Below are 13013 nucleotides of genomic sequence, written 5' to 3' on the forward strand. Positions count from 1 at the left end.
GGATTAAGAAGGTAGTGGCGAGAACATCGGGCCGCATGCAACAATCGGCGGAGGGGAAACCCAGTGTTATGCATGAACAATCGGGGGGATTGAGTATGGCAGCTGGCTCATGGTGGTCGAGGTTTGCGATTTCGCGCGGGGCGATCGGTTCCGCGCTCCTGCTCACCGCGTTCGGGGCAACGATCGTCGGCGGACTCTATACGTTCGTGGGCCCGAACTCCGCGCAGGCCGCGTATCTGTCCATGATGCTCCTGCTGTCCCCGGTCCGTGCCCTTCCGGTTCGCTGGCGCATCGGCGCCGCGGTCTGGGCCGTGGCCATCGCACTCCTCGGGTTTAGCCTGGGAATTGCCGCCCCCGAGCTACTGCCCATCTGCCTGCTCCTCGTGTGCCTCGTGCAGGGGTTTTTCCGCCTGGGATCCGTGGCCTCAATGACCCGTTCCCCGGTCAACCTCCTGGTGTTTGCCGGCCTCTCGCACACCGAGGTGGCCACCTGGCACGTGTTTGTCGGGGCCGTGGTGGGGGCGGGATTCCTGCTGCTGTTCTCATTCTTCCTCCCCGGGGGAAGTTCCGCGCCCCTCGCCCCCGCGCCCCTGCGCGCCCGGCTGAGCTCCGGGGTCATGCTGGCCTCCGGCGCGCTGCTGATCCTCTGGATCAGCAGCGCCATCGACTACCCCTATGTGTCCTGGGTCCTGCTGTCGTACTGCATGATTTTGGCGGTGGATACCGGCCATGTTGTGGAGCGCGCGCGGTCCCGAATCCTCGGGACGGTCGCGGGGGCGATCGCGGCGACCCTGATCACGCTGGCCCCACAACCGGTGCCAATTATCGCCGCGGTGATCGCCGTTGTGCTGTGTGTCGCGTACGCACGCAGCGGGAACTATGCCATGTTTGTGACGTTCCTCACCCCCGCGGTGCTCCTGACGACCAGTTCGGAAAAGCCCGCATACATCGTGGGGATCGGGCGAATTGAAGCGGTTTTGGCGGCGGCGATCATCGCCCTCGCGGTGACCTTTATCACCCATCAGCTTGCCCACACCCGTTTGTTTCAGCGGTCCACCGATGCACCATTCACCCCTCAACAGATTGAAGGAACCCGATGACCTCGGACGCCACGCTCTCGCAGCGACTCACCAATGGAATTCGCACCGCCCTCGGGGTTATCGGCATCATCGCCGTGATCCTCGGTGTGCTGATCCTCGTCGCCCCGCTTAAGACCGCCTCGATCATCACCGCCATCATCGCGCTGTACGCGATTGCCGCGGGCGCGATCTATGCCGGAGTGGGCATCTTCGCCAAGACCGCCACGGTCTGGTCGCGCATCGGCCACATCGTGCTGGGCGTCGTTTTTGTGGTCGCGGGCATCGTGGCATTCGCCAACCTCGGCGGCGTCACCACCGGCCTCGCGGTTATTACCGCGATCCTGATCGGTGTGAGCTGGATCTTTGAGGGCATCATTGCGTTCACCACGCTGCGTGCCGCCGCGAACAAGGTCTGGGCGAGTGTGTTTGCCGTCCTGAGCATCGTCGCCGGCATCATCGTGATCGCCGCGCCGTTCAGCTTCGCCGCGCTGCTGTGGCTCATCCTCGGTGTCTCGCTGATCGTGCTGGGCATCCTGCAGGTTGTGCGTGCCTTCACCTACCGCAGCGGTGAGGCCGCCATCCTGGTGGGCGAGTCGGCTCCGCGGCTCTAGGCCTCGATACACCCTCACACCCGCGCGGGCACCTCGGTGCTCGCGCGGGTTTTTCGTTTGCGGGTGGGCGCTAGGCGGTGGCCGGGGTGCGCACGCGGGCGGCATGGCGGGAAACCCGAGCGCGATTGCCGCAGCCGGCCGCGGTGCACCAGCGACGCTTGGAGTTCAGCGCAACGAACAGCTGAGAGCAGTCCTCCGCCGCGCATCGGCGCAGCCGGCCGTCCTCGGCGCGTGCGGTGAGCTCGATCGCTGACAGGATGGCTCGTGCTCGCGTGACATCCGCAGCATGGCTCGCCGTGCTGGTGTGTTCAACGTCGATTCCGTCCACGCTCGCGCGCAGATAGGTTTGCGTGGGTGCGGCGTAGAGCAGCGTATTGGCGGCGGTCAGGACGTGTACGTCCGGTGCGCGCTGTTCCCGGATCGAGGACACAATCTCGGTCACGATGCCGCGCAGCGCCAGCGTGTCCTCGTGGCCGAGCGGGGTGAGGGTGGGGTCGCGGTCGACCTGAAACCGCCAAAACTCGTCGAGTGCCGCGGGGGAGGCGAGTTGATCCACGATCGGATCGTGGGCGGTCTTGAGCGTGTTCATGAGATCGATGGCGAACGGCTCTCCCAGCAGCGTGATGGTCATATGCCGAGTTTATCGCTAATGGATTAAGTGAGCAAGAGTGCATTAGTATCTCGGTATGACTCACGAGCGCATCCCCCTCAACACCTTCGCGATCGCCTTCGGCCTCGCGGGGCTCGCCGGCACCTGGAGTGTCGCCGTAAAAACCTGGCACCTCGATCCGCTGATCGGAACCGCGTTCTGGGGAGTCGCGGCCATCGCCTGGGTCTGGCTGCTGATCGCGCACGCGGTGCGGGCACGCCGCTCAGCCCAGCCGCTCAGTGCGCAGCTTGCGCACCCGGCCCAGGGGCCGATCGCCGCGCTGGCACCCATCCTCGGCATGCTGGTGGGTGCCCGCCTCTACGCGTTCGTGCCGCTGGCGGGCACGATACTGGTGCTCGCCTCGATTGCGGTCGGGGCCGTGTTTGCCGGCTGGATCATCGCACGCTGGGCGCGCGGGCTCATCGACATCGACCTCGTGCACGGCGGGTATCTCCTGCCCACGGTCGCCGCCGGTTTTCTCGCAGCAACGGCCTCCGCTCAGATCGGATGGCCCGCCCTGGGGTGGGGTGCGTTTGGCGTGGGGTCCCTGTTCTGGGTGCTCATCTTTACGCTGATTCTCGCCCGGTTGGCGCTGCGTCCCGCGCTGCCCGCTCCGCTCGTCCCCACGCTGGCCATCATGATGGCACCGCCCGCGGTGGCCGGTGGCGCGTGGATCGCGCTCACCGGGGAGCATGCGGGCATCGTGGTCGATATTCTGCTGGGACTCACCCTGATTCTGGTGCTTCTCCAGGTGGGTCTCATTCCGCTCTACCGTCGCACGCCATTCTCCCTGGGGGCGTGGTCGTACACGTTTCCGCTGGCCGCGGTTGCGACCTTCGTGATGAGTGCTGTGTCGAATCCGATGGCGTCGGGTGTCGGCGTGGTCGTGGTCAGCGGCGTGGTTCTTGTGGTGGCGTTCTACTCGGTGCGTTCCAGGCGGGCCGCTCGGGTGAGTCTCGTCGCCACGGCCTAGGCGAGGCCTGCCGCGCGGGCTAGCCCTCCCAGGTCAGCGTGCCGGCGAGGAGCCTGCGCAGCGCACGGGCGGATTCATGGCCCATGGCCGCCTCGAACGACTCCTGGACGGCGATCCATGCGGGCATCGCGGCCTCCAGGGTGGCGCGGCCGGCGGGGGTGATGCTTACATCGCGAGCCCGGCGGTCGCTGGCCTCGGTGACCTCGACGAGGCCGTCTCGCTGCAGCGGTTTGACGTTTGCGCTGAGGGTGCTGCGATCCATCCCGAGCGTCGCGGCGAGCTCGGAGATGCGGGCGTCGCCCTCGAGTGCCAGGGCGCGCAGCACGCTGAACTGCGTGGTGCGAATGCCGGTGCCGGCCAGCGCACGGTCGTAGACGGCGTTGAGGTGGCGATCAACCCGGCGCACCAGATAGCTGTTGCAGGTGCCGCCCGCGGAGACCTCTGGCGTCACACTTGGACTCGGAATTGCGCTCATTCGGGGAGCCTAACAGAATTAGGGGGATATCAACCTAATTGTGACGAAACGGATGTGACACGCATGAGCGACACCCACCCCACCGCCGAGCAGGTACGGCTCTCGATCTATCGGCACTTCGCCGAGACCGGCCGAACCAGCACCCCGGAGACCGTCGCGAGACGCCTGGACCTGCCCGTGAGCGAGGCCCGCGAGGCCTTTGATGCGCTCGTTCGCGACCGCCATATCGCCGTCTCGCCGGAGGGAGAGATCGTGCTGGCGCACCCGTTCGCGACGCAAAACCTCGGCTTCTCGGTCATGGGAAACGACGTGCTGTGGTGGGGTGGCTGCGCCTGGGACTCCTTCGCGATTCCGCACCTCGTGCCTGCGGAGCCCTCGGTGCTGGTCGCGACCACCTGCCCCAACTGTGATGCCCCACACGCCTGGACCATCACCCGCGACGAGCCTCCGGTTGGCGATCAGGTGGTGCACTTCCTCGAGCCCATGGGGCGGGTCTGGAACGACGTCATCCACGCCTGCGCAAACCAGCGCATCTTCTGTGATGCGGTGTGCGTGGAGCAGTGGGCGGCGCGCACCGGCCACGAGGTGGGCGCGATCTTTGACCTGGCCACGCTCTGGCGGCTGGCATCGCGCTGGTACGCGGGCCGCCTGGACGCCGGCTACGTGCGCCGGGAACCGCTGGTCGCCGCCGAGTACTTCGCGAGCGTGGGCCTGACCGGACCGTTCTGGGGAACGCCCGCGGCCGAGTAACCCTGGATTTCGGCTGGCGCGCCGCAGCTCATCCGATCGTGTCGGAGCATATCTGAGCTCGCCGCGCGCCAGTCTCGCCCGTGCTACGCCCGCTGCTGCGCGATGACGTGCTCGTGGACGCGCAGGCGGAGGGTCGCCAGGTCGATGCGGGGGGTGTCGATGCCGAGCTCGCGGGCCGTGGCCTGGAAGGTGCCGAGCATCGCCTCAACCTCGGAGGGCACCCCCGCTCGCATGCTGCGGTAGACGGAGGTGGTCATCGGGGAGGAGGGGTCGGTGGCCGTGGCCGTCAGGGTCTCGTGGAACCGAATGGATACGGGGTGGCCGGCCGCGGCGCTGACCGTGGCCGCCTCATCGACCACTGCTCGGGCAAACTCGGTGCCCTCCCGCGTGCTGGCAACCGCCCCGATCGGCGCGCCCATCAGCGCGGTGATCGAGGTGAGCGAGACGATGAATACCCACTTGTCCCACATGTCCTGGATGATGTCCTCGCGGCTGCTGACCGTGATCCCGGGGACGCTCAGCAGGGCGAGCGTGCGGGTAACCGCATCGGCATCGGGGCGCAGTGCCCCAAAGTCGATGGAGGCACCCGGGGTGACCTGAACGATGGTGCCCTCGGCATCGAGCGAGGTGGAGACCTTCGCGACGCCGCCGAATACGTGTGCCTCGGCGAATCGAGTGCGCAATACCTCGAGGTGTCGGGTGCCGTTGAGGAACGGGATGATCACCGTGTCCGGGCCCACGGCCGGGGCAAGATCCTCGAGGGCGGCCTCGAGCGCGTCGGCACGGACCCCGAGAAGCACCAGGTCAAACGGTGCGGCGGCGCTCAGCTCTTGGCTGGTGAGGACCGCCGGATGCGAGACAAACTCGCCATCGAGTGCGCGCACCCGCAGGCCGTGCTCGCGGACCCGTGCCGCCCTCGCCTCGCGCAGCAGAAAGGTTACGTCGCGCCCGGCCTCGAGGAGCCGGGTGCCGAAGTAGCCGCCGGTTGCGCCGGCGCCCACGATCAGGATTCTGGCGGGGAAGGTGGTCATGGGGGCTCCGTTCGCTCGGACGTGTGGGAGGTGTACTTACCGTGGTGTACTTGCCGTTGTGCGCCTAGACGGCCCGCGCGGCGATCACCGTGTCAACGAGCGTAGCAACCAGGGCTTCGAGATGGCTGCGATTCTCGGCGAAACGCTTGATGCCCTGCAGGCTCAGCGTGATCATCTCGGTGAGCGGGGTGGGGGAGTCCGATCCGGTGAGGAGCTCTTCGAGATAGTGCTCGAAGCGGGTGTTGCTCGCACGAACGGCCGCGAACCTCGGGTCGAAGAGGTCGGCCGCCTCGGGGTTTTCCTGGACCAGGTCGTATCCCGAGGCCACCCAGCCGAGGCAGGCGTGCAGGAGGCGATCCCGTTCGGAGGGGATGTGCGCGCGCTCGGCGCTCAGTCGGGCAAAGAGGTCGTCGGCGAGCGTTTCGATCACCGCACCGAACAGGACGTCCTTATCGGCGAACTCGGCGTAGAGCGTGGGGCGGGAGATTTCGCTGCGCCTCGCGACGTCCGCGAGGGTCGTCTTGGCATAGCCGTAGCGGCAGAACAGTGCGGTGGCATCCCGCAGGATCTGGTCGCGGCGCGGCTTTTTGAGGTCCATGTGTTCCAGGTTATCCAGTCGGTCGGGAATATTTCACCATTCGCTTGCTTTACATCTTTACGATAAGTGTAAAGTTGAAAACACGAAAACGAAAGGGTGGTCAGCATGACCAGCAACAAAACGTGGTTCATTACCGGCGCCGGCAGAGGGTTTGGTCGAATCTGGGCGCAGGCCGCACTCGAGCGTGGCGACCGCGTCGCCCTGACCCTGCGTAACCCCGCGCAGGCCGCCGACCTGGTGGAGCGCTTCCCCGACACCGCACTCGCCCTCAAACTTGACGTGACCAACCGTGCCGAGGTGTTCGCCGCCGTGGCGACCGCCCACGACCACTTCGGCCGCCTCGACGTCATCGTAAACAACGCAGGCTTTGGCCAGATGGGCGCGATCGAGGAGGTCGACGAGGACAGCATCCGCGCGAACTTCGAGACCAACGTGTTCGGCACGCTCTCGGTGATCCAGGCGGCGCTGCCGCTGCTGCGCGCCCAGGGGGCCGGGCACATCATCAACCTCTCGAGCGTGGCGGGCATCGTTGCCGTCCCGACCGCCGGAATCTACGAGGGTGCGAAGTTTGCCGTCGAGGGAATCTCCGAGGCGCTCGCCGCAGAGGTGGCACAGTTTGGGGTCCGGGTGAGCATCGTTGAGCCGAGCGGCTACGCGACCGAGTTCCTGAGTGCGGGTTCGATCGGTTCGGCCCCGGCCATGACCGAGTACGACGCCCTCCGCGAGGAGCTCGCCGCCTCCCTCGGCGAGGGAGATCTTGGTGATCCCGCCGCGAGCGCCCCGGCGATCCTCGCCCTGGTGGATGCCGAGAAGCCGCCGCTGCGCCTGATGCTCGGCAACCTGCTGCCGTTCGTGAAGGACGTCTACGCCCAGCGCATTGCGACCTGGGAGGCCTGGGATCACGTGGCCCTCGCGGCTCATGGCAACACCGGATCGGAGGCGTAGCATGCAGCTCGCCGGAAGGACGGTCTTTGTGGCCGGAGGCACCTCGGGCCTCGGCCTGGCAACCGCTCGCTACTTCGCCGAGCGCGGGTCGAACGTGGTGGTGGGTGGCCGACGTGGCGACACCGCTCGCGAGATCGCGGCCGCGCTGCCGCACGCCATCGGCGTCGAACTCGACATCGCGAACCTGGATTCGGTTGAGGCGGCGGTAGCGCTGGCGCTGGCCGAGTTTGGGTCGATCGAGGCCAACGTCAATACCGCGGGCGTGAACAACACCGTGCCGCTGGTGGATGCCGAGGGGCGGGCGACCATCCGTCAGGCGGACTACCGTCGGGCCCTGATTCAGATGATCGACACCAACCTGCTGGGTACCTTCACGGTGTCCTCGGTGGTGGCCGAGGCGATGCTTGCCAACACTCCGACCGAGGAGGGCGAGCGTGGCGTGATCGTCAACACCTCCTCGGCCGCCGGGGTCGAGGGTTCGGCCACGATGACCGGCTATGCGGGCACCAAGGCCGGCATCATCGGCCTCACCCTGCCCGCGGCGCGCGACCTCGCGGGGCGTGGTATCCGTGTCAACACGATCGTCGCGGGCGGTTTTGATACCCCGATGCTCGGCCCGAGCGGCGATGAGCTGGCCGCGATCTCGAAGGTGATTCCCAACCCGCAGCGCGTGGGCCGCCCAGACGAGTTCGCCGCACTGGCCGCGCACATCGTGGAGAACACCTACATTAACGGGGAGTCGATTCGGATCGACGGAGCCCTGCGGCTCGGCTAGATTCGCCAGGGAAGCCCCGCGCCTCGTTTCTCGAGGTGCGGGGTTTTGCGCTGCGGGATTCGTGTGACCGACGTCGCTCGGGCTACTCGTGGAACGTCAGGACGCCCGCAAGGTCGAGGTCCGACCCGGAGCCACTTACGCCCGCCTGGGCGAGCAGAACCGCACCGAGCGCGGTGCTCCAGAACGTGCGTACCTCGATGCCGACATCGCGCTGGATACTCCATCCGCGACGCCGGAGGAGGCGTTCAAGGTAGCGCTCGGAGCGTCGAAAGAGGAGGTCGAGGTGGGTGTCGACCGTGGGTGCGAGCTCGGGCTTGGCGATTCCGGCTGCTAGTGCGCGCGATACCGCGGGGAGCGCGGGGAGGGCGAGCGTGGTGCGCGCGATCTTGCGGCGAATTGCGGCGGCATCGCCGGCCGAGTCGCCCACGCGGGAGAGGCGTTCAGAGTCGTGTAGGAGCCCGTAGAAGGCCGCGTGCACGAGCAGGGAGTCCTTCGAGCCGAAGTGATACGTCACCTGATTAGGAAAGACCCCGGCGGCCGCGGCGATCTCGGCCACGCTGACGTCGCCGCCCCCGCGCCCGATGCAGAGCTTCGCGGTCTCCTCGATCAGGCGATGCCGAGTGGAGACGGCATGCGTGGCCGCGGAGACGCTCTTCTGTCGTGCACTCATAACTCAATTGTATGTGATACAAATTAACACCTGGTTGTATGACGTACAAATGAGATGAAGGGTGTCAGCATGCAGAATCACACGGAGGTCGTCGTGACCGGGCTCGGCGCGATCACCCCGCTCGGCGCAAACGTTTCCAAAACCTGGGAGGCGCTGCTCGCCGGTCGGTCGGGGATCCGGGCCGCCGACGCGATCGTTCCGGGGCTCGTGGCCGGTCTGGTCGCGGCGGATCCCGCCGAGAAACTCACCCCGGTGCAGGTGAAGCGGCTGGATCGCTCGCAGCAGTTTGCCGCGGTCGCGGCGGCCGAGGCATGGGCCGATGCGGGGTTCGAGAGTGTGGATCCGGAACGGCTGGCCGTGGCGATCGGCACCGGCATCGGCGGCGTCGAGTCGCTCCTGCGCGAGCACGACGTACTGGCGGAGTCCGGGGTGCGCCGCGTCTCTCCGCGCACCGTTCCGATGCTGATGCCCAACGCTGCCGCCGCGGTGGTGAGCATCGAGTATGGCGCGCAGGCCGGCGTATACACGCCGGTTTCCGCGTGCTCCTCGGGCGCGGAGGCGATCGCGCTGGGGGCGCGGCTCATCCGAGCGGGGGAGGCGGACATCGTGATCGCCGGTGGCACCGAGGCTGCGATCACGCCCATCACCATCGCCGGATTCACCCAGGCGCGGGCGCTCGCAAAGCCTCTCGGCGATGCCGCGGAGGCCTCCCGGCCGTTCGCCACCGACCGCAACGGCTTTGTAATCGGGGAGGGCGCGGCGGTGGTCATCCTGGAGAGCGCCGCTCACGCGGCCGCCCGCAGTGCGCGCGTCCACGCGGTGCTCGCCGGGGCGGGGATCGCCTCGGATGCCCACCATATGACGGCCCCGGCACCGGATGGCCGCGGCCAGATTCAGGCGATGCGTCGCTCTCTCGCCCAGGCGGTTCTGGAACCCGGCGGCATCGCCCACGTGAACGCCCACGCCACCGGCACCCCGGTGGGTGATGCGGCGGAGGCCCGCGCGATCGCCGAGGTGTTCGGCCCGGGCATCACGGTGACCGCCCCCAAGGGCGCGCTCGGCCACCTGTTCGGCGGGGCCGGCGCGATCGAGGCGCTGCTCACCGTGCTGGCGGTACGTGACGGCGTCATCCCGCCCACCCACAACCTCACCCCGCAAAACCTGGACCCGGACATCGATCTCGACGTGGCCATCGAACGCCGCGATCTCCCGCAGCCCGCCGCCCTCAGCAACTCATTCGGGTTCGGTGGTCAGAACGTTTCGCTCGTGTTCAGGAGAGCCTGATCGACGCGTGAGCAGAGTGCCCGCCCCGGAACTCCGGGACGGGGCGCTCTGCTCAGGGTCTGGGCGTACTACTGGATCTTCTTCAGCACGGTTTCGATCGAGTCGATGATGCCGAGGCTGTCGGAGTAGGAGCCGGAGAGGAAGTCCTGCGTGCCGATGCTGAGGCCGGCCTTGACCGCGGGGAGCTCCTGGTAGCCGGGCAGTGCGAAGAGCTTCTCGATGTTGTTGGCGGGGGTGCCGTCGTTGTTTTCGTAGTAGATGATCGCGTCGGCGTCGGTGAGGAGGTCGGTGCGCTCATAGGAGACCGACTGGTTTTCGCCGGCGGGCGTGTTGGCGGTGGCCGAGGCGAACCTGGCACCGAGGGCGGTCAGGACGGTACCCACCTGGGTCTTGTCGGAGTAGATCCAGTAGTTTCCGTCGTCGAAACCACCCTGGATCACGTCAAACTTCGTCTTTTCCAGCTGTGCCGCGTAGGTCTTCTTGACCTCGGCGATGCGGTCGTCATAGCGCTTCTTCAGCTCGGTGAACTTGGCCGGAGCGTTCACGAAGTCCGCGGTGTACTCGGGGTAGGTCGACCAGCTGCTGTTCTCATCGAAGGGCGCGTAGACGGTGGGGGCGATCGCGGCGAGCTTCGCGTAGGCGTCCTTCAGGTAGGGCACGTCCACACCCACGATGAGGTCCGGCTTGAGGGCGGCGATCTTCTCGAAGTTGACGGTGCCGCCCTTCACGATCTTCTCGATCGGCTTCCACTTTCCGAGGTAGCGCTGCGGCACATACTCCTCGCCGCCATCCTCCACCCCGATCGGGGTCACCCCGAAGTCAAGCAACGACTCGGTGGTGAACGAGTGGATCGAGACGATCCGCTCGGGGTGTGCGGGAATCTTCACCGAACCCTCGGCGGTCTTGACCGTGCGGGTTTCCGCGGCGGCGGAGGCATCGCCGCCCGGCGCGCTGGTGCCGCAGGCGGCGAGGGTCAGGGCGAGTGCCGCGCCGCCCAGGGCGAGCAGTGACTTTCGGAATCGGAACTGAGTCTTCATTGGTCCTTCTTCGATGGGGTGGGTGGGAGAAAACTGGGTGGGGAAAACCGGGTGAGGAAAACTGCCTGGGCCTAGCGGCGGCGCCCCTCGGCGATGAGGAGCCAGACGAAGTAGCCGCCGCCGATGACCACGGTCACGAGGCCCACCGGCACGGGGGAGGGGAGCGCGTGCTGCGCGATCACGTCGGCGGCGAGTAGGAGCACGCCGCCGGTCAGGGCGGAGGGGAGGAACGCGATCCCGGGGGCCCCGGCGAGGCGACGGGCAATCTGCGGAGCGCTGAGCGCGACGAACGCGATCGGGCCGGCGAATGAGGTCACCAGGGCGCTGAGGCCCACGCCCACGACGATCGCCGCGAGCCGGGTGCGTTCCACCGCGACGCCGAGCTGCGCGCCCGCATCATCGCCGAGTTCGAGGATGCGCAGCCCCGGGGTGATCAGGGTCGCCGCCGCGAACAGCACCAGGAGCGGCCACACGGCCAGCCCGAGCTGCGCGAGCGACGCCCTATCCAGCGACCCGGCACCCCAGAATCCGGCACCGACGGCCTGCTGCGTATCGGCGTGGATCAGCAGCCAGGTGTTGACCGAGGTGAGCATCGCGGTCACGCCGATACCGACCACGATCAGCCGGAACCCGACCATGCCGCCGCGGTAGGCGAGCAGATACACGGCCGCGGCGGTGAGGAGCCCGCCGATCACGGCGCCGGTCGCGGTGGCCGCGGATCCGCCGATCTGGAGCACCAGCATCACCACCAGGGCACCCGTGTAGGCACCGGTGTCGAAGCCAATGATGTCCGGGCTGCCCAGCGGATTCCGGGTCAGCGACTGGAAGATCGCACCGGCGAGGCCCAGCGCCGCCCCAAACAGTAGCGCGGTGAGCGCGCGGGGGAGTCGCCACTCGAGCACGATCGTGGACTCGATGCCGGTGGAGTTTCCGGTCAGCGCGGCCACCACCTGCCCGAGGCTCAGGCCGTACTCGCCGGTGGCGAGGGAATAGAGAAAGAGCGCGAGGCCCGTCGCCGCGAGAATCACCAGCGCCAGCAGCGCGCGGCGGTGCGTCCGGCGGGTCACAGCCCCGCCACCCGGGAGCGGCGGACAAGGAGGATGAGCACCGGCGCGCCCACGAAGGCGGTCACCAGCCCCACCGGTAATTCGGCTGGCTGCATGATCAGCCGGCCGGCCACATCCGCGGCGAGCAGGAGGCAGGGGCCGAGCACCAGCGAATAGGCGAGAATCCAGCCCTGCGAGGGTCCCACGATCGAGCGCGCCACGTGGGGGATCATCAGCCCCACGAAAGCGATCGGCCCGACCAGTGCGGTGGCGGTACCGGCGAGCAGCGTCACGGCGAGGATCGCGAGGGTGCGGGTCAGGGTCGCGCGGTTGCCGAGCGAGGTCGCGAGATCATCCCCGAGGGCCAGGGCGTTCAGCCCGCGGGTTGCGATAATTGCCACGATGATGCCCGCGAGTAGCACGGGGGCCACGATTGCGGCGGCCGAGAGCGGCTGGGTGAGTAGGCTGCCGGAGCCCCACCCCATCATCTTCTGGAAGGTGGATGGATGCCCCAGCTGAATGGCCGAGGAGAGCCCGCCGAGGACGGCCGCCACACCCACCCCGGCAAGGGTCATTCGCAGCGCGGTGGCACCCTCGCGGGCGCTGGCACCGATCATCCACACCACCAGGGTCGCGATGATCGCGCCGGCGAGGGCGAGCCAGAGATACTGTCCGATCTCGCGCATACCGAGATAGGCGACGCCCACGGTCACCGCGAGTGCGGCACCGGCGTTGACGCCGAGGATTCCGGGATCGGCCAGCGGGTTACGGGTGAACGCCTGAATCACGCCGCCGGCCACGCCGAGAGCGGCCCCGGCGAGCAGACCCAGCACCGTGCGGGGCACGCGCAGGCCCGAGATGATGGCGCTGTCGTCCACGCTCGAGGGATCGATCAGCGCCGGCAGAATGTGGCCGAGCGGAATCGACTTCGCCCCGATCGCGATACTCAGCGCCGCCAGGACGACGAGTGCGGCGAACGTAAGAATCAGCCAGCCGATGCGCCAGGACGGGCGACGCGCGTGTGGGTGGGGTACGGAACGCGCCCCGGGAGCGGTCGCCGATTGATCGGGGGAGTGGGAGAACACAAACA

Annotated in this window: 15 protein-coding genes; 7 read left to right on the forward strand and 8 right to left on the reverse strand. The window is 67.7% G+C overall.

Annotated features, from left to right (window positions below; translation table 11 throughout):
• The first annotated feature begins 95 nt into the window (after positions 1-95).
• The gene (locus tag D9V32_RS00960; RefSeq protein ID WP_183086110.1) at positions 96-1100 is read left to right on the forward strand and encodes an FUSC family protein; all 1005 of its coding nucleotides are present in this window, start codon (positions 96-98) and stop codon (positions 1098-1100) included.
• Positions 1097-1690: an HdeD family acid-resistance protein gene (locus D9V32_RS00965; RefSeq protein ID WP_121647027.1), complete on the forward strand. Its 594-nt coding sequence runs from the start codon at positions 1097-1099 to the stop codon at positions 1688-1690. Before D9V32_RS00960 ends, D9V32_RS00965 begins: the two co-directional genes overlap by 4 nt.
• A 70-nt stretch (positions 1691-1760) precedes the next feature.
• On the opposite strand, the gene D9V32_RS00970 is transcribed toward D9V32_RS00965, so the two are convergent.
• Entirely contained in the window at positions 1761-2321 is a 561-nt protein-coding gene (locus D9V32_RS00970) for a CGNR zinc finger domain-containing protein (protein WP_121647028.1), read from the reverse strand.
• A 55-nt stretch (positions 2322-2376) separates the two neighbouring features.
• Between D9V32_RS00970 and D9V32_RS00975 the strand changes: the two genes are divergently transcribed.
• Positions 2377-3312: an SLAC1 family transporter gene (locus D9V32_RS00975; protein ID WP_121647029.1), complete on the forward strand. Its 936-nt coding sequence runs from the start codon at positions 2377-2379 to the stop codon at positions 3310-3312.
• 19 nt (positions 3313-3331) lie between these two features.
• On the opposite strand, the gene D9V32_RS00980 is transcribed toward D9V32_RS00975, so the two are convergent.
• Entirely contained in the window at positions 3332-3787 is a 456-nt protein-coding gene (locus D9V32_RS00980; protein WP_121647030.1) for a MarR family winged helix-turn-helix transcriptional regulator, read from the reverse strand.
• Between the two features lie 63 nt (positions 3788-3850).
• Between D9V32_RS00980 and merB the strand changes: the two genes are divergently transcribed.
• Positions 3851-4537 carry an organomercurial lyase gene (gene merB, locus D9V32_RS00985; RefSeq protein ID WP_121647031.1) on the forward strand — a complete coding sequence of 229 codons (687 nt, stop codon included), beginning with the start codon at positions 3851-3853 and terminating at the stop codon, positions 4535-4537.
• Positions 4538-4620: 83 nt separating this feature from the next.
• Here merB and D9V32_RS00990 read toward each other — a convergent pair whose 3' ends face one another.
• Positions 4621-5568, reverse strand: a complete 948-nt coding sequence (locus D9V32_RS00990) for a ketopantoate reductase family protein (protein WP_121647032.1) — start codon at positions 5566-5568, stop codon at positions 4621-4623.
• 64 nt (positions 5569-5632) lie between these two features.
• Entirely contained in the window at positions 5633-6166 is a 534-nt protein-coding gene (locus tag D9V32_RS00995; RefSeq protein ID WP_121647033.1) for a TetR/AcrR family transcriptional regulator, read from the reverse strand.
• Between the two features lie 105 nt (positions 6167-6271).
• Between D9V32_RS00995 and D9V32_RS01000 the strand changes: the two genes are divergently transcribed.
• Both D9V32_RS01000 and D9V32_RS01005 read left to right on the forward strand, forming a co-directional pair.
• Positions 6272-7111 carry an SDR family NAD(P)-dependent oxidoreductase gene (locus tag D9V32_RS01000; protein ID WP_121647034.1) on the forward strand — a complete coding sequence of 280 codons (840 nt, stop codon included), beginning with the start codon at positions 6272-6274 and terminating at the stop codon, positions 7109-7111.
• Position 7112: 1 nt separating this feature from the next.
• A complete protein-coding gene (locus tag D9V32_RS01005) occupies positions 7113-7886 on the forward strand; it encodes an SDR family NAD(P)-dependent oxidoreductase (protein ID WP_183086111.1) in 774 nt (257 codons plus the stop codon).
• An 82-nt stretch (positions 7887-7968) separates the two neighbouring features.
• Here the strand turns inward: D9V32_RS01005 and D9V32_RS01010 are convergent, their stop codons facing one another.
• Positions 7969-8556 (reverse strand): TetR/AcrR family transcriptional regulator, encoded by a 588-nt coding sequence (locus D9V32_RS01010; protein WP_121647036.1) that lies wholly within the window; start codon positions 8554-8556, stop codon positions 7969-7971.
• Between the two features lie 69 nt (positions 8557-8625).
• Between D9V32_RS01010 and D9V32_RS01015 the strand changes: the two genes are divergently transcribed.
• Positions 8626-9840: a beta-ketoacyl-[acyl-carrier-protein] synthase family protein gene (locus D9V32_RS01015; protein ID WP_121647205.1), complete on the forward strand. Its 1215-nt coding sequence runs from the start codon at positions 8626-8628 to the stop codon at positions 9838-9840.
• Positions 9841-9908: 68 nt separating this feature from the next.
• On the opposite strand, the gene D9V32_RS01020 is transcribed toward D9V32_RS01015, so the two are convergent.
• From D9V32_RS01020 to D9V32_RS01030, 3 genes are all read right to left on the reverse strand, one after another.
• The gene (locus D9V32_RS01020; protein WP_121647037.1) at positions 9909-10877 is read right to left on the reverse strand and encodes an ABC transporter substrate-binding protein; all 969 of its coding nucleotides are present in this window, start codon (positions 10875-10877) and stop codon (positions 9909-9911) included.
• A gap of 71 nt (positions 10878-10948) precedes the next feature.
• On the reverse strand, positions 10949-11944 hold the full coding sequence (locus tag D9V32_RS01025; RefSeq protein WP_183086112.1) for a FecCD family ABC transporter permease: 996 nt from the start codon (positions 11942-11944) through the stop codon (positions 10949-10951).
• Positions 11941-13008, reverse strand: a complete 1068-nt coding sequence (locus tag D9V32_RS01030) for an iron chelate uptake ABC transporter family permease subunit (RefSeq protein ID WP_121647039.1) — start codon at positions 13006-13008, stop codon at positions 11941-11943. Before D9V32_RS01030 ends, D9V32_RS01025 begins: the two co-directional genes overlap by 4 nt.
• Between the last annotated feature and the right edge of the window lie 5 nt (positions 13009-13013).

The organism is Mycetocola tolaasinivorans (assembly GCF_003667565.1).
GTDB lineage: Bacteria > Actinomycetota > Actinomycetes > Actinomycetales > Microbacteriaceae > Mycetocola > Mycetocola tolaasinivorans.